Origin of the sequence: Pseudoalteromonas sp. B131b, from assembly GCF_037162545.1 — a bacterium.
Taxonomy (GTDB): Bacteria; Pseudomonadota; Gammaproteobacteria; order Enterobacterales; family Alteromonadaceae; genus Pseudoalteromonas; species Pseudoalteromonas fuliginea.
On sequence record NZ_JARLUZ010000002.1, the window covers coordinates 610,896 to 632,934 of the forward strand.

The 22,039-nt window shown below is 38.9% G+C and carries 15 protein-coding genes and 1 pseudogene; 10 read left to right on the forward strand and 6 right to left on the reverse strand.

All coding sequences use genetic code 11. The features are described 5' to 3' along the window. The first annotated feature begins 131 nt into the window (after window positions 1–131). From dapE to P4S65_RS20690, 4 genes are all read left to right on the forward strand, one after another. On the forward strand, window positions 132–1,346 hold the full coding sequence (gene dapE / locus P4S65_RS20675; protein WP_096794194.1) for a succinyl-diaminopimelate desuccinylase: 1,215 nt from the start codon (window positions 132–134) through the stop codon (window positions 1,344–1,346). A gap of 570 nt (window positions 1,347–1,916) precedes the next feature. After that, the gene (locus P4S65_RS20680; protein ID WP_442961891.1) at window positions 1,917–2,882 is read left to right on the forward strand and encodes a heme/hemin ABC transporter substrate-binding protein; all 966 of its coding nucleotides are present in this window, start codon (window positions 1,917–1,919) and stop codon (window positions 2,880–2,882) included. A gap of 2 nt (window positions 2,883–2,884) precedes the next feature. Next, window positions 2,885–3,937, forward strand: a complete 1,053-nt coding sequence (locus P4S65_RS20685) for a FecCD family ABC transporter permease (RefSeq protein ID WP_198403036.1) — start codon at window positions 2,885–2,887, stop codon at window positions 3,935–3,937. 3 nt (window positions 3,938–3,940) lie between these two features. Further along, window positions 3,941–4,744 carry a heme ABC transporter ATP-binding protein gene (locus P4S65_RS20690; RefSeq protein WP_033028652.1) on the forward strand — a complete coding sequence of 268 codons (804 nt, stop codon included), beginning with the start codon at window positions 3,941–3,943 and terminating at the stop codon, window positions 4,742–4,744. Window positions 4,745–5,004: 260 nt separating this feature from the next. Here the strand turns inward: P4S65_RS20690 and P4S65_RS20695 are convergent, their stop codons facing one another. From P4S65_RS20695 to P4S65_RS20715, 5 genes and pseudogenes are all read right to left on the reverse strand, one after another. Next, window positions 5,005–5,391 (reverse strand): hypothetical protein, encoded by a 387-nt coding sequence (locus tag P4S65_RS20695; protein WP_337121087.1) that lies wholly within the window; start codon window positions 5,389–5,391, stop codon window positions 5,005–5,007. Between the two features lie 152 nt (window positions 5,392–5,543). Then, entirely contained in the window at window positions 5,544–7,610 is a 2,067-nt protein-coding gene (locus P4S65_RS20700) for a TonB-dependent receptor (protein ID WP_337121088.1), read from the reverse strand. 449 nt (window positions 7,611–8,059) lie between these two features. Beyond that, window positions 8,060–8,746 (reverse strand): 4'-phosphopantetheinyl transferase family protein, encoded by a 687-nt coding sequence (locus tag P4S65_RS20705; protein WP_337121089.1) that lies wholly within the window; start codon window positions 8,744–8,746, stop codon window positions 8,060–8,062. A gap of 299 nt (window positions 8,747–9,045) precedes the next feature. Further along, the gene (locus P4S65_RS20710; RefSeq protein WP_337121090.1) at window positions 9,046–9,777 is read right to left on the reverse strand and encodes a 5-oxoprolinase subunit PxpA; all 732 of its coding nucleotides are present in this window, start codon (window positions 9,775–9,777) and stop codon (window positions 9,046–9,048) included. 1 nt (window position 9,778) lies between these two features. After that, a pseudogene (locus P4S65_RS20715) lies at window positions 9,779–11,589 on the reverse strand (glycoside hydrolase family 3 N-terminal domain-containing protein). 454 nt (window positions 11,590–12,043) lie between these two features. Here P4S65_RS20715 and P4S65_RS20720 point away from each other — a divergent pair. Continuing rightward, window positions 12,044–13,486, forward strand: coding sequence for a sensor domain-containing diguanylate cyclase (locus P4S65_RS20720; RefSeq protein WP_337121091.1), 1,443 nt, complete (start codon window positions 12,044–12,046; stop codon window positions 13,484–13,486). Between the two features lie 22 nt (window positions 13,487–13,508). Here P4S65_RS20720 and P4S65_RS20725 read toward each other — a convergent pair whose 3' ends face one another. Further along, the gene (locus P4S65_RS20725) at window positions 13,509–14,009 is read right to left on the reverse strand and encodes a hypothetical protein (RefSeq protein WP_096794200.1); all 501 of its coding nucleotides are present in this window, start codon (window positions 14,007–14,009) and stop codon (window positions 13,509–13,511) included. Between the two features lie 131 nt (window positions 14,010–14,140). Here P4S65_RS20725 and P4S65_RS20730 point away from each other — a divergent pair, with 131 nt between their 5' ends. The 5 genes from P4S65_RS20730 to P4S65_RS20750 all read left to right on the forward strand — a co-directional run bounded on the left by P4S65_RS20730 (window position 14,141) and on the right by P4S65_RS20750 (window position 22,025). Then, complete coding sequence (locus P4S65_RS20730) at window positions 14,141–18,160, forward strand: rhombosortase-dependent M36 family metallopeptidase (RefSeq protein WP_337121092.1); 4,020 nt, start codon at window positions 14,141–14,143, stop codon at window positions 18,158–18,160. 296 nt (window positions 18,161–18,456) lie between these two features. Further along, a complete protein-coding gene (locus tag P4S65_RS20735) occupies window positions 18,457–19,110 on the forward strand; it encodes a thermostable hemolysin (protein ID WP_337121093.1) in 654 nt (217 codons plus the stop codon). Beyond that, window positions 19,107–20,576 carry an AMP-binding protein gene (locus P4S65_RS20740; RefSeq protein WP_337121094.1) on the forward strand — a complete coding sequence of 490 codons (1,470 nt, stop codon included), beginning with the start codon at window positions 19,107–19,109 and terminating at the stop codon, window positions 20,574–20,576. The genes P4S65_RS20735 and P4S65_RS20740 overlap by 4 nt, the downstream gene beginning before the upstream one ends. After that, a complete protein-coding gene (locus P4S65_RS20745; RefSeq protein ID WP_337121095.1) occupies window positions 20,569–21,258 on the forward strand; it encodes a TenA family transcriptional regulator in 690 nt (229 codons plus the stop codon). Before P4S65_RS20740 ends, P4S65_RS20745 begins: the two co-directional genes overlap by 8 nt. Beyond that, window positions 21,255–22,025, forward strand: coding sequence for an SDR family oxidoreductase (locus P4S65_RS20750; RefSeq protein WP_337121096.1), 771 nt, complete (start codon window positions 21,255–21,257; stop codon window positions 22,023–22,025). Before P4S65_RS20745 ends, P4S65_RS20750 begins: the two co-directional genes overlap by 4 nt. Window positions 22,026–22,039: the final 14 nt, after the last annotated feature.

Below are 22,039 nucleotides of genomic sequence, written 5' to 3' on the forward strand. Positions count from 1 at the left end.
GCAAGCTAATGATGTTGATTGTGGCTAATAGTGGATTGGTAGTGCGTTTAAAGTATTAGTTATTACTGGGAGTTTGTTGTTTAACTTGTTGATGAAACAAACTCCCTCAATACCCTTTATTTAATTATGAGGTGAGCCTTATCATCGATGAACAATTTACTTTAACGGCTGAGTTAAAGAGCGAATACCAAAGTCGAGTAATTGAGTATGCACGTGAATTACTGCAATTTGAATCGGTAACACCTGATGACGCAGGTTGCCAAGCATGGATTGCAAAAAAATTATCAATGCTGGGAGCAAAAATCGATACATTTGAAAGTCATGGGGTGAGTAACCTAATTGCTGTTATATCTAATGGTGATGGACCCGATTTAGGTTTTTGTGGGCACACGGATGTTGTGCCCGCAGGTAATCTTAATAAATGGCAAGCCCCACCTTTTGCAGGTAAAATTAAAAATGATTACCTGATCGGTCGAGGTATCGCAGATATGAAAGGCGGTATTGCCGCAGCCTTAGTTGCAGCTGAGATGCTAGTACTCGAAGGGAGCTTTGTTGGGCGACTATGGTTTTTAATTACCAGCGATGAAGAGGGCGATGCTTTATTCGGCTCATGTGAAATTGTAAAACACTTTAAAGATGCAAAACAGGACTTGGATTATTGTATTGTTGGAGAACCGACATCAATAAAGCAGTGCGGTGACATGCTAAAAATTGGACGCAGAGGGGCGTTGAGTTTTGCCATTCAAGTTAATGGAAAAAGTGCGCACGTTGCTTATCCGACTCAAGGCATTAATGCTATCCATCATGCCTGTAGCATTGTAAAAGATTTAATGAAATTTGATTGGGATAATAGAGATAGCAATCAGCTTGGTACAACAATGCAAGTCACTCATATCGACTCAGGCCTGTGCAGCGATAATGTCATACCTGACGCTGTAATAATTAATTTAAATATTCGTTATACCACGGCTTACAGTGAAGATGATCTAATTCATTTAGTCACTCATATTGTAACGCGAACTACTAATGATTTCTCACTAACAACATCGCATGCTTGCAACCCTTATTACTCTGCAGAGAATAGTAAAAATAAACTTTCGCTAATAAAAGAGTGTAAAACAGCCATTAATCAATGTACTGGTTTGCTTCCTCAAACCTCAACTGCAGGAGGGACTTCTGATGGCCGTTTTTTTAGCGATATTTGTCCGCAAGTAGTTGAACTTGGTTTAACTAACGGCACTATCCATCAAGAAAATGAACGAGTTCATATTAGCGAGCTTGGAAATTTAACAAATATCTATTTTACGGTGTTTAAAAAGTTACTAAGTAACCTGAACACGGGTTAAGAGATTTACTAACATATTGAATCATGGTGATATTTAAATTTATTTTCTCTAGCCAGAGATTTTCAGTGAAAACAAGGCGAATTTACGCGTCAATAGCTGGCCTATTGCAAGTAAATTCAACGCAGTTAGCGCTGAAAATAGCTGCTCGAGATAGATTTATTATCCAGAGTTCAGGTTAAATAAATAGGGGAAAAATAAGCTTTAATTTACTTCTCGATGTTGAATTTGCAGCCGAGTGTTTGATTTTTAGGCAAGGTAGCGCCTATGTAGTGTGGTTATTTACCATAAGTAGGCGATGACAAACATGGATGACACTCGCTGCTATTTAGGTTTGACTCGGTGATGAAACCCTTTTGTCATCCACTATTTTAATTATTCTCACAAGGATACAGCTATTAGAGTAACGCGGGCCGTTATGGGGCGACTTGGTTACACATTTTACGCCGTGATTAAATGGCCTTTAAATTGAAATAATTTAACTCTGAAAAGCTAACATACCTTATTACCTAAGAGGCTAAACTAAATTTTATAGGTCATTAAAACAATCATAATAAAAACTACAAGTTGCAAATGAAAACTGTTAGTATTTTTGTTTTCAAATTAAATTTAACATCAATGAAACCCTTATCTATTTTATTTATTATGTTTGTTACTTTACTTGCTAATAGCTATGTACATGCAAGTCCGCAGCCTGTTAATCCACAGCGAATAGTGGTTGCAGGGGGCTCAATAACAGAAGTTATTTACGCCCTTGGTGAACAACAACGCATTGTTGGCGTTGATAGCACCAGTGTTTATCCAGCCGCTGCAACTCAGAAGCCACAAATTGGCTATGTTCGCAAAATAAGCGTTGAAGGTGTGTTGTCATTAAATCCAGATCTTATCCTCGCTGAATCAGATGTTGGTCCTAAAAAAATGGTTGAGCAATTAAAGCTCACTGGCGCTAACTTGGTTATCTTGCATGAAAACGACAACTTTTGGCGTATTGAAAATAAAATAGAGCAAATAGCCAAACAATTAAATGTTGTGAGTAAGGGCAATATGCTCGCAGACTCTTTGCAAGCGGACCGCAAGGCCTTGTCATATATTTTAGAGCAAACTAGTACTAAACCTAAGGTTTTGGTTATCCGCAGTAGTCAACTTATGGTTGCAGGGGCAGAGACGACTGCTGATGAGTTGGTAACTATTGCCGGTGGAGTGAATATGATGGCTCAAACAATGGTTAACTGGCAGACGATTTCAAGCGAGGCTGCATTGGCACTAAATCCTGATGTGATTATTAGTATGGGAATTGGCGCCAATGATCAGCAACCAAGCGCTGAAATATTATCTGTTTTTAAATATTCAAATGCGATAAAAAATGGGCGTATTTACAATTTTGATGCGCTCTATTTGTTAAGTATGGGGCCTAGAACGCCTCAAGCGGCCGTAGAATTAGCGCATGCATTTTATCCTAAAACACGCTTGCCAGATGGCTATCAATATAGATTTTTAAAATTAGCTGAAAACAGCACAAAACAACAGGACGAGCGATAGTTATGCTGGCGTTAGGAAATAGGTTATTAGCGCAACAACGGATACGGGTTTTATCTATTCCTGTTTTGTTTATTATTTGTATATTGGTGTTTTTTATTGCCCTAAGTCAGGGAGGGGTTGTGATAACGCTGCGCGAGACGATGCTTATGCTAACCCAGCCGGTAGATGATCAGCTTAAACACGCTATAATTTGGCAGATCCGCCTTCCTCGTATTCTACTTTCGATGGTTGTTGGAGCTGGTTTAGCAACCAGCGGTGCTGCAATGCAAGCTTTATTTAGAAATCCATTAGCAGATCCTGGCTTGATTGGCATTGCCAGTGGTGCAGCGTTAGGTGCAGTAGCAACTATTGTATTAGGAACAAGCTTGTTTGCTAATTTTAGCGACAACTTAGGCTACTATGCGGTGCCTGTAGGGGCATTTTTGAGTTGTATAGCGGTATGCATGTTTATCTATCGGTTGGGCGCGCAAAATGGGCGTTTTACTATCGTTAGTCTACTACTGGCAGGGATTGCCGTAAATGCGATTGTAAACGCTATTATCGGTATCTTAACACTGGTAAGTAATGAGCAACAATTGCGTGATTTAACATTTTGGAGTATGGGCTCTTTGGCGGGGAATCACCTTGCGATGATAATGCCAACACTCGGTATTATTATTGGTTGTTGTATTGGTTTATTACGTTTATCTAAACCTCTTAACGTGTATTTATTAGGAGAGGCTCAAGCGAAGCATGTCGGCATTAATGTGACTAAATTGAAAAAGCAGGTTTTTATATATACGGCACTTTGCACTGCCGCAGCCGTCGCAATTACGGGCGTTATTGGTTTTGTTGGCTTAATAGTGCCGCATATTATGCGCTTAATATTAGGCCCAGATCACCGTTATTTATTACCAGCTTGTATGTTAGGGGGAGCATTAATGCTTAGCCTTGCTGATTTATTTGCCCGTACCATAATGCTACCAGCAGAAGTGCCCATTGGTCTAATAACCAGTGCTATTGGCGGTCCATTCTTTTTGATTATGCTGCTAAAAACTTACCAAGGAGCAAAGTGAACTATGTTAATTGGCAATCAACTTAGCGTAAAAATTAAACATAAAACGTTGCTGGATAATATTGATTTTTATGTAAAACCACATGAAATTGTAGTTATCATTGGTCCCAATGGCGCAGGTAAATCATCATTAATGAAAGCATTATCAGGAGATTTGCCGTTAAGTGGCGGAACGATAAATATTAATCAACGAGAGTTAAATGAGTATAGTTTGCTAGAGCTTGCTAAATTAAGGGCGGTATTAACCCAGAGCTACGAGTTAGATTTTCCTTTCACCGTCAATGAAGTTGTTGATATGGCGCATTTTAGTCATCAAGAACAGTGTACGCAGGCTACTTTGAAACAGTGCTCTAATGATGCAATGAAAGCAGTAGGGATTACTCACCTAGCACAGCAATGCTTTACTCAGCTTTCTGGTGGTGAAAAGCAACGTACTCAATTAGCGCGTGTATTGTGCCAATTACAGCCAAGTTTAACTCAGCAAAAAAATGCTTATTTATTAATTGATGAGCCAACTGCTAGCTTAGATTTATATCATCAATATGAAGTTATGAACCAAGCCGTTACAACGGCAAAACAAGGCGCGGGAGTTGTTGCTGTTCTTCATGATTTATCACTTGCTGCGAGCTTTGCAGATCGAATTTACATGCTTGATAAAGGAAAAGTTGTTGCTCATGGCTCGCCTGAAGAAGTACTAACACAGCGCCATTTAAGTAATGTTTATAATATTAATGCAAAGCTGCAAACAGATATTGAAGATGTACTTCCCCACATTATGGTGGCGGAAAAAACACTCACAAATATATGATTTTAAGTTGTATCGATTACATATTATTGAGTGTTTTTATAAAGGGGTAACTAGGGCCTGTTTATCTTTCGAGGTTAAATTTGCAGCAGTATGTTTGGTATTTAGGCAAGGCTGAGCCTATGTAGTGTGGTCACTGCCCATAAATAGGCGATAATGCAGTATAAAGACCAAACATGCGCTTCCCTTTGAGGGACGATTAACTCTTTGTTGCCTTGTTATCGACACGATTTTCTTACCTAAAAATAGATCACTTAATTAAGCTAATTGGTATTACCGCAATGAGAGTGGACAAGTGTAGCTACATCTTGTAATTCAATATTTTCAGGTATCGCTATCTCTTTGGCTGATGCCTGTAGCCATGTTTTAGCATCATCAAGTGATTTAAATACGGCTCCAGGTATACCAAAGGCTTTTTGAACGCTCATATTCTGCAATTTTTGATATTGCTCATCAGGAACAACGATAAGCATCGCTTGAACAAGTTGTTGCATTTTCTCTGCCGCACCATTTTTAAGCCATTCTTGTGTTGCAGGACCCGCCCCTTTAGGGTGTTGTAAGGATGCTTCATCTGTATAAACACGCACTACAATAAATGCTTCAGCTCTATCAAACCAACGATCCCATGATATTAAAGAGTCTAAGTGCATTGCTAGCGTGCACTCCCCTTTGCTACTGTTACAGCTAATGGCCAGAGGCTGCTATCGTATTTAATTGTTGTCATACTTAATAACCTTTGTTATTGATTTTATAGATTTTCCACAGCAAATAATTTAGCTTTGCCGTGGAAAAATCTGATTGATTAGAATGTATACTGTATGCCCGCACTAATCGTTCTTGGTTGGGTCAATACTGCTGTATCAAAGTTAGTATCAGGTTCATTGCTATCAGCAGGTGCTGTACCTGGATACAATGCAACAGGAGCATCTTCATCAAAAATATTACGTACTGAAAGATACACTCTAGCTTGCTCAGAGATAACGTAGTTCAAACTTGTATCAAAGGTCGCAAAAGCGTCTGTTTTACCGCCTTCATCGTTTGAAATACTGGTATACCAGCCATCAGTGTACTGGCCACTAACGTTAACAACCCAATTATTTGATTGCCATGTGGTCCCTAATTTCATAGAAGCAGAAGGAACCGTAAGTAATGAGTTTCCTTCTAGGCCTGAGTTTGGATAATCAGTGATCTCTGAATCTAACAGTGCAAAACCACCATAAAGATTGAACTGATCATTAATCTGCCAATCGGCATTAAATTCAAAACCAATAGTAGTTACTTCGTCTGCATTTCTAACTACATAAGCTTCATCACGTGAGTTTTCAGGTGTTAAATCAAAAGGTAGTTGCATGTCTGTATATTGCGAATAAAACAGGTTTTGAGATGTGCTTATACTGTTATTAGCCCATTGCTGACGACCATAGATTTCTAAAGAGTTTACGTACTCTTCATCATATTCATAGTTAACAATTGGTGCGCCAAAGGAAATGCCGCCGCCGCCTGCATTATACCCGCGAGATAATTGTAAACCGACAATATGCGTATCACTTACTTGGTAGCTGAGCCCAAGCTTAGGTAATAAGGCACTGTAGTCGTTATCGGATTCTATTTTTGCAATCGCTCTATCAGGATCACCGCCTTCACGTTTGCGGTTTTCTTTTTCGTAGCGTAAACCTGCCGTTAGCTCAAATTTGTCACTAAATGGGAGGGCACCCTCAGAGTAGATTGCAAAATTATCTGAATCATCAGTAAAGCTTTGTTTTACAATGAATTGGATCCAATCATCTTGTTTTGAAGTGTAGTAGCGACTACCAATAACCCATTGTTCGCCGTTATCACCTTGATAGCGTAAACGAGGTTCTATCACAAACTCTTTGTTATCAATATTCGCTTTAGACCCATCTGGCGTAGATTTACGTTCAAAATTAAAGTCTGTTGCTGAAGCCGTTACTTCTAACTGTAGTTGTTGAGTTAATGATGCGCTGTATTCAATGCCTAAGCTTTTAGTATGCGTAACATGAACGGGTTGTTGCGGAAAGTTAGAACGACGCTGATCAAATGGGTAATCAATGATTTCACTATTTGGACCACTGTATTTGTTATCGGTTAGTGTGACAACAACGCGTGTACCGTATTTGTCATCGCCCTCATAAAGTAATTTCCCTCTAATTGCACGGCCTTCCATGTCAGCTGGGTCTTTAACACCAGGGTAAGATTCATAATCAACAGATGAACTACGTTCAAATTGATCTGCTGCAATTCGTAAGGAAAACTGCTCCGAAAGAGGTTGATTATAAATAGCTGAAAGTCGTTTTTGGTCTAAATTCCCGCCTTCAGCACGAATTGTGAACTCTTGTTCAAACGTCGGATCTTGTGTTTCTACCCGTATTGTACCTGCTATTGCATTACGCCCAGCTAAAGTACTTTGTGGCCCTCTGAGAACTTCAATTTGTTCTAGATCCCAAATACCTAAATCGCCAAAAACTATTTCGTTATAAGTCGCTGAACGACCATCAATTTGCCAGTTTAAGCGTGCTCTGCTGCCTGCAAAAAATGCATTCGCGTTTTCTGCGGCTCCAGTACCATCAATACCCCTTACTGTTGGAGCTTTACCAGTACCAGTGACCATTGTGATGTTTGGAATTTCGCTTAATACGTCTCTTACTGTTCTTAATTCGGGGCGGCTTTCAAGTTCTTTACTATCGAAAACAACAACGCTATTACCACTTTGTAGTAGACTTCTTGATAATAACTCTCCAGTAACTTCAATCACGGTCATTTGATCCACTGTGTCATTGTTATCAGAATTAGCTAAAGCTGTAGTAGATGTAAGTGCTGCGAGGGGGATTAAAACATCCTTAAATTTCACAGGTATTCCTTTTTGTAAATGTAAATGATAATTGTTTTCAATACTACATTTGGTTGTATTAAAATACAACACTAAAGTTAATTAATGTTGTATTTTTAACTTAATTGTTAATCAGTAAAGAGGTGGTTTGGCTGTTATTTCAATCTAGGGGCGATTTAATCGCGGCGTGAGGTTTGTAACCTAGTGGGCTTGGTAACGGCTCCTGCGTTACCCTACTGGCAGCGCATGTTTGGCATTTATTCAACGTTATCGACTATATTATGGGGAATAACCACACTGCATAAGCTCAGCCTTGCCTAAATACCAAGCATACGGCTGAAAATTTAACCTCGAAAGATAAACAGGTCCCAGACAAATTTTTTATCTAGCTGTTTCAAATAAAAATTTTAACGACGTATAGTGCAATTTAATTCGTTAAATTGCTCAAAGATTTATGCAGGTTGGTATAACTAGGAATTTTTGAATTCGCACTCTGTGAGCACTATATTTTTGTCACATTGGTAAAATACGGTTAAGTAAGTGTCTTTAGGCACTTGCGGTGAAAGTGCTTCGGTTATTTTAAATTGCAGTTGTTGTTCATTAAAGGCAATGAGCGTAGCCGCTTCAAAGCCAAAAAATTGTTTCACACTTGCGTACAAAGCTTTAAAAATACTTTCTTTTGCTGAGAAGATAATGGTTAACGGGTGTGATACCTGCTCTGCGAACAATCTAAACTGAGGATAGTCATTAGGGTGTAAAATTTGTTCTTGTAGCTCTCGCTCTTGTTTTGCGCTCATTAGCTGTTCGATATCAATACCAATGCCAGCGATATCTGTGCGCTGAGAGGCCATTGCCATTGCAATCCCTTGAGTGTGGGTAATACTACCGATAACTTTATCAGGCCATATCGGCGCGCGATTATTGCCAGAAAGAATATCAAAAGAGAAAATACCGAGTGCGTTTAGTACTTTTTTCGCACAAAATCGGCCAGCCAAATACTCGGCCTTTCGTTTTGTGACTGCTTTTTGAAGTTGCAGCGGTGAAAAAATCTGATAACTCGAAAAGTCACTATCAATAAAGTGGTTACTATCAAATTTACAACAAAAAGTGCTGTGGCTAAGGTAGGGTGTAAACTGAGTATAAGGGGAAAGTTCCATATGCTATTTGCATTTTTCCTAAAATTAAGAGTAGCGCTTTAATGGTACGTTAAAAATATAATAAATAAAGTAAAGTTTATGACCTGTGTTGAGCTTAAGCTCATTGCGTAATGTACAATATGCATGATTAATTAACCTGAACTCTGGATAATAAATCTATATCGAGTAGCTATTGACGCGTAAATTCGCCTTGTTTTCACTGAGAATCTCTGGCTAGAGAAAATAAAGTTAAATATCACCATGATTCAATACGTAGTAAATCTCTTAACCAGAGTTCAGGTTACTTAGTTTTTGAGTGTTTAACGAGTTTGGCACAGAACTTTGATCTCCTGAATAAGGGCAATGCTTGCTTCGTTATCGCTATGCACACATAAACTATCAGCATGTAAAGGTAATACCTTTCCCGATTGAGTTGTTACACAGCCTGTAGTTAACAGTTGTTTTACTTGCGCAATCAGTGCCGATTTATTATGCACGCTACCAGGAATATTTCGCGACACTAACAGTCCTGCATCGGTATATTGACGGTCCGCGAAGGCTTCTAAAATTAATGTTAATTGGTATGTTTTGGCAAGTTGCTGATGGCTATGTGCTTTAGCCGTTGCAAGTAGCATGAGCTTTAATGGGGTTGGGTAGATGGCAATGGCATGCATGACAGTGTTTAATATTGTTTCATCAGCCATCATGTCGTTATAAAGCGCACCATGTGGCTTTACGTAGCTAAGTGTTAATCCCTGCACTTTTGCCATACCTTCAACCGCTGCAATTTGATAATGTAGGCAGTTTATTAGCTCGCTTGCACTAAGATTCATTGAGCGCCTACCAAAACCTTGCAGATCTGGGTAGCTCGGGTGAGCGCCAATTTGTACGTTATATTGTTTTGCAAGAGTGAGCGTGCTTGCCATTACATCGGCATCGCCGGCATGAAAACCACAGGCAATGTTAGCCATATCAATATGTGGCATTACGCTGCAATCAAGGCCCATTTTCCATGCGCCAAAGCTTTCGCCTAAATCACAGTTAAGTTTCATATTAGTGCGCCTTTTGCTGCTTTATAGTGACAGGTAATACACCATTGGCGGGTGACTGCCCAAGTAGTACTTTTGCAAGCGCGGTAAAAGCAGGGCCAGATACAACATCGTTTTTATCGACATCAATATTATATGCGTAGGATGCAAGTACAGCTTGTGCGTAGTTGCCAAATTCAGCAATATCGTAAGGGGCTCTTAAGCTTATAAATACGGTATTTTTATTATTGGCTTTAGCAAAACTGAGTAATGATTTAAGTGCTTTTGGCTGCTGTGCATTATTGAGTGCAAAATTAGCGTCGTCTTTTAAATCATCCATGCCGCCAATTTCTACCGCACTTTGGTTTGGTGTCGCATTACCTGCAATTATTATATCGGCAGTGGTTATATCGATATGTGCTTGCTGCGGGTTAAAACCTTGCAGGCTGCTACAAGTATAGTTAAGCACTTGAGTGCTTATAGCTTCAATGGCTTGTTGCATTGCCATACACTTACGTGTGTCAGGCATAATAATATGAATATGCTGATCTGTTTTAAGGCTAAGCGGTAAAGTGTTTTTATTATTTTTAACTAGCGTTATAGCCTCCACAGCTAGTTGCGCTTCTATTTCACGATGTGCTGCACTGCCAATTGTTTGTTTTGCATTTATAAGTGCGCTGATAGGGTCCAAATGAGTGTTTAATCTAAACTTATTTTTAAGTGATATTATACGTTGCGCTGATTTAGCTATTTCTTGCTCATCAAGTTGCCCTGATTTAACCGCTGCGGCAAGTGATTTTATAAGTTCATCCAACGTTATTAAATCGTCTGGCGTTCTAATTTCAATTGGCATTAGTGCAATATCAACACCAGCTAAAAATGTATTAATTACCGCTTGAGTGGGTGTAAAGAAATGGCTAATACCAGCCATGTCAAGCGCATCAGTTATTACAACACCTTGGTAATTTAGTTCTCCTCGTAAAATGTCGGTTACTATTTTACGAGACATCGTTGCAGGTTTTATCATGGTTTTTCCATCAACGCTTACAAACGTTGTACTATCTAGCGCAGGATACTGAATATGCGCCGTCATGATCATACCGGGATTTTGCTTTGCAATAATGTATTTAAATGGTGCTAAATCTTGAGCGTAAATAACCTCTTTTTCATGACTTACCATAGGTAAACCAGTGTGACTATCGACGCTGGTATCGCCGTGCCCAGGATAGTGCTTTAACGACGTAATAACCCCATTGCTTTCAAATCCTGCAACTTGTTCAGCACCAAGCTTGGCAACTAAAACAGGGTCTTCTCCAAAAGAGCGTACGTTTATTACCGGATTATCTGGGTTCATATTTACATCGATAGTAGGCGCGTAGTTTACATTAATACCCAAAGAACTTAGCTCTTTAGCAATAACCGTTGCCGTTTTTGTAGCGAAGCTTGTTCCGTGTTTTTTATATGTTGCACCAATCGACATGTTGCCAGTAAATGAAGTAGCTAGATCACGCGGTAACCTAGCTACTCGTCCACCTTCTTGATCTATGGATATAAATAACGGTAGTTTACTACTCGATTTACTTGCTGCATTTTGCAGTTGAGCATTCAGTGTAATAGTTTGCTCTATTGATTGGATATTTTCAGAAAACAAGATAACCCCCCAATGTTATGCTTTGCAATTATGTGTGCAAGCTTATCTGGTAATTGAGTTAATGGTGTTCTGCATTGTTTATTCGTACCTTGTTCGCAAAAATAGCGAAAATCAAGCATGAGCTTTTGACCAAGCTGTTGTTCAAGAGAAAGTACAGGTTGTGCGAACGAGGATTGTATTGGCATGAAGCACCCAGATAAAAAAACGATAGACGACACAATATACTTATTTAGCAAAACACACTCCAAAGCTAAATAAAATAGATAAGTGTGTGCAGCTTATCTACTTTTTAGTGCAACTGCAAAACATGGTTTTTCTTTACTAAAGCCATTAACGTATTGTAACGAATAGATAAAATTTATATCGTTAAATTTAATGAAAATCAGTACTTACATATATTTTTTCTGTCTTTGTAAACATTAGATTATAAGTTTTCAAGAGGGTATAATTGTAGGCTTTATATACAATAATAAGTGCAAGCTTTAACTGCCTTGTACTGTGGACGATATACATTTGCTGTACAAATTACTACCTGCACTTAATCTAAGGTTACTCATTCTGCTTTTAGCATTTTCTGCTTCGTTGAGCACTCTAGTAAGTAGTTTTTATTCTACTTATCAAGTGCAAAAAGAGCAGTTAATGAATTACACACTAAAAAGCAATTATGCTTATGCAAATAAGTTGGCTTCGGCAACCGATAATTTTTTAGAAGCTGCAATGCAGCAACTTACTTATTCAGCAAAAATAATAGAGCAAGAAATAAATAATGAAAAATTATTGAAAGAAGAAGTAACCAGATTAAATTTACAAACAAATAGTTTTAATTCTGTAGTGATAAACAAGAACGGTATTATTGCAGCGACGTCTCCTGTTTTACCGCAAATAATGGAGCAAACAATTTCTTCTCCAGGCGCAATACAAGCATTGAAAGAAAAGCGCCCGCTCATTAGTAAACCTTATATGTCAGCCGCAGGTAATTTGATAATTTTTATTTCCCATCCGTTATTTGACAATGCAGGGAATTATTTAGGCTATCTTGGTGGATCTCTTTATTTAAAAGAGCGCAGCATTTTGAATGATTTACTGGATCAACATTATTACGATGAAGGGACACATATATATGTGGTCGATTCTTATAAACGCATACTTTATCATCCGGATCATATTCGTATCGGCACCTATGTAAATAATAACGCAATTATAGATGATGTTATTAATGGAAAAGGAGGGATTGCGAATGTTAAAAGCAGCCAAAATGTTGAGATGCTAGCAGGCTACGCCCCAGTAAAAAAAGCACATTGGGGAGTTATTGCGCAACGTCCAGTTAAAAATACCTTAGCCTCACTTGATACATTGATTATAGAAGTTATCAAACGTACGTTACCAATGGCGGTTATTACTTTTATACTTATAGGCTTTTTTGCTCATTTTATTTCTAGGCCGCTTAAACAACTCGCAAACAAAGTAAATACACTTGATAACCCGGCTAGTTTTGAAAATTTTGAGAATATAAAAGCATGGTATTTTGAAAGCCAGAGGTTAAAGCTTGCCATGTTAAAAGGTGTGAGTATTTTACAAACTCAAATAGGCCAATTACGCCATGATGCACAAACAGACCCACTTACAGGGGCGCATAACCGCAGAAGTTTAAACGGATTACTTAATCAACTTATGCTTAAGCAAATTCCATTTGCAATATTGGAAATTGATATCGATTTTTTCAAGCGTGTAAATGATACCTTTGGCCACCATAAAGGTGATGAAGCACTAAAAACACTCACCGATATTATAAAAAAACTATCCAGAAAGGATGATGTTGTAGCGCGTATTGGTGGTGAAGAGTTTGTACTCATATTACCAAATGAAGACAGCGAAAGTGCTTTTAAAATAGCGGAACGACTACGAACAACCGTTGCTTCAACAAGCATGGACGTTATTGGATTTATTACTATTTCTATAGGTATTGCAACCTGGCCTGAGCACAGTAACGATATAGACCAAGTGTACAAATATGCGGATAAAGCACTTTATTACGCTAAAGAGCACGGCCGAAACTGCTGTGTAATAGCTGACAAAAATTAACGACTTATAGAACCATCAGTATTTAAAATTGGGTTTCTATAGGTGAGTAATTTACGGATACTTCGACATTTTTTACATCAGAATAAGCACTTAATGATTTAGCAACGGCTTTAATATTATCGTCTTGAGTGACTAGTAACATATAGTTATGCGCAGTCGAGCGTATTAAATTAAAGTTGTTGGCTAAATCCTTTGGTACAAAATCAGATGCAAGCGTAAGAACAAGTGTTCCTGTAACGACCCCTTTTTGTTGCATCGTTTGGTTAAAAACAATATCCCCCTTTTTCAATACCTTTGAGTTAAAAATCAATTTATCGCCTGATGACATAATGCTATTTGCTTGCAGATGTCTTTTTTGGCTAACATCTTCTACTGCCGTTTTATTTTTTATGCTGACCTGTGTTGGAGTTTGAGGCTCAGACTGTTGTACGGCTGCAGCAGCTGGCTCTTTGCTGTTATTACAGGCAGTCAAAGTGCCTGAAGCAGTAAATATCAATGCAATTATTAAATACGGCGGTTTCATATTTTTACCTTTTTATTATACAAGATAGAGTTTTTTAGCTTTTTTTACACGACTTATTGCTACTGTCATTTGGTATTACATTTAAAATACATTTAATAAACAAAAATTACAAAATATAAACAGGGTGTTTTATGTCTAATTTCAAACTAACCACAGTAGCAACAATTGTTGCAGCTACTTTATACGCAGGACAACTAACCGCAGCTGAATCAGCGCAATACTTTGATGTAACTGCAAACTCTCAAACTCAAGCAATAGCACCAGCGGCAATGCAGCAACGCGCACTAGCTGAGCGAACGACAGTATCTGGTCATCGTTCTATTTATGACAAACAATTGGGTAAAGCCACATTTTTATGGCAAGCGGTGGGGCAAAAGGCGCCAAATATGTCGCTTATTGAGCCTGCAAAACGAAACCAATATGCAGCGGATCTTTATTTAGAATCTCTAACTGGTATTAGCAGTCAGAAAAGCACAATATCATCAGCAGTAATGACTGATTTGCATGAGCAAAAGCGAGGCTCAATAGTCGCAAAGTATAAACAGCAGGTTCATGGTATTGATGTTTTTAATCGTGAATTCAACTTAATAATGGATAAAGAGTTTAACCTTGTGGCTGGCTCTGGTTATTTTGCGGATACGTCGTCAGCTGAAAAATCATTTGCGGCTTTGAGTGGCTTTGTAAATGCTGAGCAAAGCATTAAATCTGCACTTATGGAATTGGCTGGTATTAATGCATCGCTTCGTAAGATTGGCGAAGAAGGTGGATATGCTAAATATCAGGCCACCTCAGGTGATGATTCTAAAATTATATTAGGTGAACCCCGCGCGAAGAAAGTATTTTTTGAAGTCGCAGGACAATTAGAGTCAGCATATTATGTTGAAGTCGAAGTTGCGGATAAAAATGCGCTTGAAAGCGACTATTATAGCTATGTAATTGGCACTCAAAATAACAAAGTTTATTTTAAGAAAGACTTGAAATCACATGCAGCCGACTTTAATTATCGCGTGTATGCCAATCAAGATGGCTACCCAATGGAAAGCCCTCATGGTGATGTAATTCCAGCTGATGGGCCTAATCAAGTTGATGAAACTGAAATTTTAGACGCGCCAATGGTTGCGTTATCTTATTACAGTAAATTAAGCACAATGGATCCATGGTTAGCTGATGATGCTACAACTACATCGGGCAACAATGTATTTGCTTATGCTGATGTTGTTGCGCCACAAGATTTTAGTGAAGGCGACTTTACAGCTGATACCACAGCCGATCTGACATTTGATTATCCGTACCAAGTAGATCAAGTTGCCAATAGTTTCGCTAATCGAAAAGCCGCAATTGTTAATTTATTTTATATGAATAACTTTTTACATGATTTTTTCTACGATCACGGCTTTGATGAAACATCAAATGTTGCGCAGCTATCTAATTTTGAACGTGGAGGCATAGAAGGCGATCCAATTGAAGCACAAGCGCAGGATAATTCAGGACGTAACAATGCTAATATGTCGACACCTGCAGATGGTGCAAGCCCTCGTATGCAAATGTATTTATACAATAGTAAAGATGCACAAGTCGGTGTTGATTTTGGTATTACAGTTACTTCGCATGCGACTTTAGGTTTATTAGATTCAACACAAGAGTCAGGCTTTGGTCAATATCAATTTAGTGATATTAAAGGGGATGTTGTTCGCTTAGACGATGGTAATACAGCCGATTCAACAAGTATTAATGATGGGTGTGAGCCCGCTATAAATGCCGCAGATCTTGCAGGTAAAATAGCGTTAGTCGATCGCGGCTCATGTTCTTTCACAATTAAAGTAAAAAATGCACAAAATGCGGGCGCAATAGCAGCAATTGTTGTAAATAATGACCCAGACACAGATGAGCCAGCGCCAATGGGCGGTGAAGATGATGCAGTTACTATTCCAAATATGGGATTAAATTACGCTGATGGTCATGCTATGTATGACTTAATGGCTGCGGGCGATACTGTTTCTGTAGATATGTTTACTAAAGCAACATTAAAAGATGGTACGTTTGATAATGGTATTATTGCTCATGAATGGGGACACTATATCAGTAACCGTTTAGTGGGTAACTCATCTGGTTTAATTAACTTCCAAGGTCGCGCAATGGGCGAGGGTTGGGGGGACTTCCATTCACTAATGTTTATTGCTAAAGCTGATGATATTAACATTACAGGCAATGATAAATTCCAAAAGGCATATGGTAGCGGTACATTTGTAGAGGACTTTTATTACGGTATTCGTCGCGTACCTTACTCAACTGATATCGAGGTAAATGCATTATCATTCCGCCATATTACAGAAAATGCAGGCGCTGATATTGGTATTACACCAACAAGTGTAGCTTCTCCACATGCCGCAGGCGAAATATGGGCAACGATGTTATGGGAAAGTTATGTAGCATTAATTAACGAACATGGTTTTGATGAAGCTCAAAACCGCATGGCTGACTACCTTGTTGCTGGTTATAAATTAACGCCAGTAGCTCCGCTTTACACTGAAGCGCGTGATGCCATTTTAGCCGCTGCTTATGCTGTTGAACCTGCTGATTATAAATTAATTTTAGGAGCATTTGCTAAGCGTGGCATGGGATTAGGAGCTGAAGCGCCAGAGCGTTTCAGTAATGATTTAACGGGGGTTGTTGAATCTGATAAATCTGAGCTTGCTACATTCGCGTTAAGCGACGTGATCGTTAATAACGCATATAACGGTGCTGAGCTTGGTTATTGTACTAACGATAATATTCTAGATAAAGGTGAAACAGGCTCTATTAGTGTAAGCATTGTTAACCGTGGTAGTGAAACCTTAACTGGGACTAAAGCGCAGTTAACGGTAATCAGCGATCATGATGTAACACTTGAAAATGATGGGTTAGTTACCTTTGCTGAAACAGCACCATTTGCAGTATCAACAAGTGACGCTATCACTATTACTTTAAATGATGCAGGCACCGCTGAAACACTAGAAATAGCAGTAACCTTCCCTGAGCTTGAAACGGATGATGATATTGTTGAAGCACTAGAAGATTCAATTTCATTCACTGTAAATATAGATTTTGAAGATGAAGCACCTGTTAGTGCTACTGTTTCAGATGATATGGAAGTGTCGGCTGCCTCATTATTTGATTTAAACGAAAATGTAATGTTTGGTGGGGATGCTGCTATCGGTACGCAGAGCATGGATAACAGTGGCAATATAACCACTTTTGATGCTGCGGGCTTTGGGTTAGGCGCTCAGGCAATGTTTTTAAATAACAATAGCTTCCAAACTGATGTGGCGGTTGAGTCTAAATCGTTTGAAATAGGTTACTCAGGTGATTTTGTAATATCATTTTGGCACCTTTACCTCATTGAAGAGAATTGGGATGGTGGTGTTGTAGAAATTAGTGTTAATGATGGCGAGTGGACGGATGTAACGCAAGTGGGTGGGGAATTTAGTGTTGGTTATAACGGCCCACTAATTGAAAATACCTCTCAAGCACTCCAAGAGCGAAATACATTTACAGGACGTAATATTCAAGACGATGGGGCTTTTGGCAACTACGAAACAATTAATTTTGGCAATGCTTTAAATGGTAACCAAGCTAAAATTCGTTTCCGTATTTCATCTGATTCGGCTGTTGCTGATTTTGGTTGGTGGATTGATAATCTAACAATGTCTAACGTGTTATCGCCTGTATTCTCCAAAGTAGTCGCAGGAGACGCTGCAACATCATGTGATAACGCGATGCCATTGCTACTTGTTGAGAGTGATTCAGCAGAAATAACTGAGTCTGGCACTGGCACTATTACAGCGACTGCCACAGATAGAAATGGTGATGTATTAACTTATGCTTGGACGCAAGTTAGTGGTACAGGGGCAACACTGTCGGGTATAGATACAGCAATATTGACTTTCACACCTGGCTCTATAAATGCAGATGAAGAACTTGTATTTGAGGTTGCGGTAAGTGATGGGACGACAACTGTAGCTCAGCAAAGTACAGTAATGGTAAAAAATGAAGCTGTTCCTGTAGTACCTGTAACCGAGAAGAAATCTAGCGGTGGTAGTGTTGGCTTTATTGCTTTATTACTTACCCCATTAGTGTGGTTTAACAGACGTCGTAAAAACGTTAGTAAATAAGTTTAAATAAACGTTATTTAAAAGCCCCTGAATTTATTCAGGGGCTTTTTTATTTGATTAATACCAATCTACTTATATATGGGGTCTATTTAACGTTAAGAAAATTACGCTAGAACTAGGCAAAAGTTTTTGTATCTAGTTGTTCTAAATAAAAAATTTTTAACGACGTTATAGTGCAATTTAATTCGTTAAATTGATCAAAGATTTATGTAGGTTGGTATAATATTTATTTTCTTAAGTTTTCTTTAAGTTTCGCTCGCTAAGTTACAAACATACACTTTATATGAGCGATGTTTATGCAATTAGCACACCTACCTTCATCACCCGTTTATATTGAAAATAACTCACGCTTTGTTAGTGCTCGCATTAATGATGAGCATAGAAGTGCGTTAGAAAACACAGTTAAAGAAGGGTTTTTAGTTGCTTATAACGCCACGCTTACCTCTTTTATGCCATTACTTTGCCAATACACGACAAACGAAGGGCAGTGCACATTGGGTTTAAGGCAAGCAACAGCTCCTCTATTTATAGAGCAATACTTAGCACAGCCCATTGAGCATTTTTTACCTGAGAACACACAGCGTAATAAAGTATTTGAGCTTGGCAATCTATGCTCTACACATCGCAAAGCAACGCTTGGGCATTTTATTGTTGTTAATGAAGCCCTGCAAAGTGTAGGAGCAAAACATTTAGTATTTTGCGCCACTAAAAAAGTACGTGCACTGCTGCGCTTATTAGGCGTTAACTGCACTGAAATTGCTGTGGCAAACAGTTTTGTTGTGGAGCATCCGCTAAGTTGGGGAAGTTACTACGCTAACCAGCCTACCGTATGCGTTGTGAGTTTAGAGCAAGCTCACCAACAAGTATTAAATACCCCAATGCTTTATAGTTTGATGCAGCAAAATCACTCAAATATCAATTCTTTGGTAAATGCGTTGGTGAATGTATGAATTACTATAATACCCATGCAATATCGCCATTAATTATTGCCCACAATAAAGATCAAACACTTGAAATTAACGGTGATGAGTTTAATCAGCAAATACAAAAAGTAGTAAAAATACTACAAAGCTTTAACGGCAAATGTGTCGCTTATAAGCTCGATAATACGCCAGCTTGGCTTGTTATTGATGCCGCTACTGCGGTTTCTAATAAAGTGGCTGTGCCAATTGCTCACTTTTTTAGTGAACAACAAACTCAATATGTACTAGCTCAATGTGGCGCTAATGTATTTATGAGCGACACGCTAAACCCTTTACTTGGGGAGCCGACTGCATCAATTACTTTATTTGAGTGTTACACATTATATATTTACGAAATCGTTGTAGCTAACCCCGGCAGTTATTTTCCAGATACTCAAAAAGTAACATTTACGTCAGGATCGACTGGGCAACCAAAGGGCGTGTGTTTATCTGCAAAGAGTCAAATGCAGGTAGCTCAATCTCTGTGCGATAAAATTAACATTAAAAAGCCTGTTCATTTATGTTTATTGCCGCTTGCTGTATTGCTTGAAAATATAGCCGGTGTGTATGCCCCTTTAAAAAGTGACGGTACAGTGCATTTAATGCCGTTAAATGAATTAGGCTTTGTTGGTACTGCATTAAAACAGCCCGCACAGCTTATAGCTGCGATTGATAAAGTTAAGCCAAATACGCTTATTTTAGTGCCTGAACTATTAGCATGCTTAGTTACTTTTGCAGAAGATGGTTGGCAACCGCCTAGTTCGTTACAGTTTATTGCCGTAGGTGGTGCGCGTGTCAGCGAAATGCTATTAACCAAAGCGCGTAGCTTAAACTTACCGGTGTACCAAGGTTATGGACTTTCTGAGGCGGCATCTGTCGTTAGTTTAAATACACCCACAAACGATAACATCCACAGTGCCGGCTCTGTGTTACCTCATATTCAAACCAAAATTGAAAATGGTCAGCTTTTTATAAAAGGCGATTTGTTTTTAGGTTACTTAAACCATCAACCTCACAACAAAAACCAGTGGTATGCAACCGGCGATCTAGTCGAGCAGCGTCAAAATACTTTATTTATTAAAGGCCGCTTAAAAAACCTAATTATTACCAGCATGGGTCGCAACATCAGTGCCGAGTGGCCTGAATCACTATTACTCAGTCAAAGCGGTATTTTACAAGCCGTTGTGTTTGGTGAAGGCCGACCTTTTCTCAGTGCCATTATTTACGCCGATACAAAGCTAAGTAACCCAGTGTTAGCGCAATACATTAACGAAATTAATAAACAACTACCCGACTATGCTCGAATTCAAAAGTGGCATCGTTTAACTGCCCCATTAAGTGTGCAACAAGGGTTATTAACAACAAATAATCGCCCAAAACGAGATGCCATAAGTAAGCAATACCATGCTGTGTTTGAGCAATTTTACCGACTTGGAGAAGTAATTAATGAGTGATTTTTTTAACACCCTTAAAGAGCAAACTAAACAAGAGCAAAACTACCTGCTTGCAGCGCCGATTATACAGCGTGTTTTTAAAGGCGAAGCATCACTTGAAGAATACGCCTCGTTTTTAGCGCAAGCGTATCACCATGTTAAGCACACTGTGCCATTAATGATGTCGGTTGGTGCACGATTAACCGACGATCAAGAGTGGCTGCGCGAAGCCGTCGCAGAATACATTGAAGAAGAGATAGGTCATCAAGAGTGGGTACTTAATGACATTGCAGCCTGTGGTTTTGACAAAGAAACAGTACGGTGTAGTCAGCCGCAATTTGCTACCGAAATGATGGTGTCGTATGCGTACGACTCCATTGCACGTAAAAATCCGTTGAGCTTTTTTGGCATGGTGCATGTGCTTGAAGGCACTTCTATAGCGCTTGCGGATGGCGCCGCTTCAAACATTGCAAATGCTGTGGGTTTACCTAAAAAAGCATTTAGTTATTTAACCTCTCACGGCGCGCTTGATATAGAGCATGTAAAGTTTTTTGAAAACCTAATGAACCAAATAACAGACGAGGCGGATCAGCAAGCCATACTTCATGGTGCAAAGCGCTTTTATCGTTTATACGGCGATATATTTCGTGGACTCGATGACGAACCATTTTTTAAAGCAAGTGCACAAGGCAAATTGGTATGAGTAGTTTTTTATGTGTGCTCACTGGTGCAACAGGCGGAATAGGGCAAGCGATTGCTAAAGCCCTATATGCAAAAGGGTGGAAGTTACTGCTTGTAGGGCGAAATACCCAAGCCCTTGAAAAACTGAGCAGTGCATGCCCAGACAGTGAAATATTTACTGGCGATTTAACCGACGATACAGCACGTATTAACCTAGCTATAAAAGCCAAGCAACTCGGCGGCGTTAAATTACTTATTAATAATGCAGGTATTAATACAATGCAAAGCCTTGAGCACACAAGTAATGAGCAAATAGATAATATGCTCATTACTAATCTGTCGGTGCCTATTAAATTATGCCAGCTATTTTTGGGGCAGTTAGTGTATACCAAAGGCACCATTGTTAACGTGGGATCATCGTTTGGCAGTATTGGCTACCCGTTTCAAACGCTTTATTGCGCCAGTAAATTTGGTTTACGTGGCTTTACAGAAGCGTTATCACGTGAGTTGAATGGTTCAGGCGTTAAAGTGACCTATTTAGCACCAAGAGCAACAGATACATCCATTAATAGCAGTAAAGCGCGGGCAATGAATAAAGAGCTCGGCAATAAAATGGACTCGCCAGAATTAGTTGCTCAAGAGTTATTAGCTCTTATAAGTTCAAACCAAACAAGGCGCTTTATTGGTTTTCCTGAAAAATTATTTGCACGCATAAATGGCGTATTTCCAAGCGTTGTTGATAACGCTATTGCAAAGCAACTTCCTAAAATTAAACGTTTTTTAAGTTAACAAACACACAAGGG

What these genes read in the sequence shown, in the direction of transcription:
- P4S65_RS20680 (WP_442961891.1), top strand. Translation starts at nt 1,917, where the DNA reads ATGAAAACTGTTAGTATTTTTGTTTTCAAATTAAATTTAACATCAATG.
- P4S65_RS20685 (WP_198403036.1), top strand. Translation starts at nt 2,885, where the DNA reads ATGCTGGCGTTAGGAAATAGGTTATTAGCGCAACAACGGATACGGGTT.
- P4S65_RS20690 (WP_033028652.1), top strand. Translation starts at nt 3,941, where the DNA reads ATGTTAATTGGCAATCAACTTAGCGTAAAAATTAAACATAAAACGTTG.
- P4S65_RS20695 (WP_337121087.1), bottom strand. Translation starts at nt 5,391, where the DNA reads ATGCACTTAGACTCTTTAATATCATGGGATCGTTGGTTTGATAGAGCT.
- P4S65_RS20705 (WP_337121089.1), bottom strand. Translation starts at nt 8,746, where the DNA reads ATGGAACTTTCCCCTTATACTCAGTTTACACCCTACCTTAGCCACAGC.
- P4S65_RS20710 (WP_337121090.1), bottom strand. Translation starts at nt 9,777, where the DNA reads ATGAAACTTAACTGTGATTTAGGCGAAAGCTTTGGCGCATGGAAAATG.
- P4S65_RS20720 (WP_337121091.1), top strand. Translation starts at nt 12,044, where the DNA reads ATGAATTACACACTAAAAAGCAATTATGCTTATGCAAATAAGTTGGCT.
- P4S65_RS20725 (WP_096794200.1), bottom strand. Translation starts at nt 14,009, where the DNA reads ATGAAACCGCCGTATTTAATAATTGCATTGATATTTACTGCTTCAGGC.
- P4S65_RS20730 (WP_337121092.1), top strand. Translation starts at nt 14,141, where the DNA reads ATGTCTAATTTCAAACTAACCACAGTAGCAACAATTGTTGCAGCTACT.
- P4S65_RS20735 (WP_337121093.1), top strand. Translation starts at nt 18,457, where the DNA reads ATGCAATTAGCACACCTACCTTCATCACCCGTTTATATTGAAAATAAC.
- P4S65_RS20740 (WP_337121094.1), top strand. Translation starts at nt 19,107, where the DNA reads ATGAATTACTATAATACCCATGCAATATCGCCATTAATTATTGCCCAC.
- P4S65_RS20745 (WP_337121095.1), top strand. Translation starts at nt 20,569, where the DNA reads ATGAGTGATTTTTTTAACACCCTTAAAGAGCAAACTAAACAAGAGCAA.
- P4S65_RS20750 (WP_337121096.1), top strand. Translation starts at nt 21,255, where the DNA reads ATGAGTAGTTTTTTATGTGTGCTCACTGGTGCAACAGGCGGAATAGGG.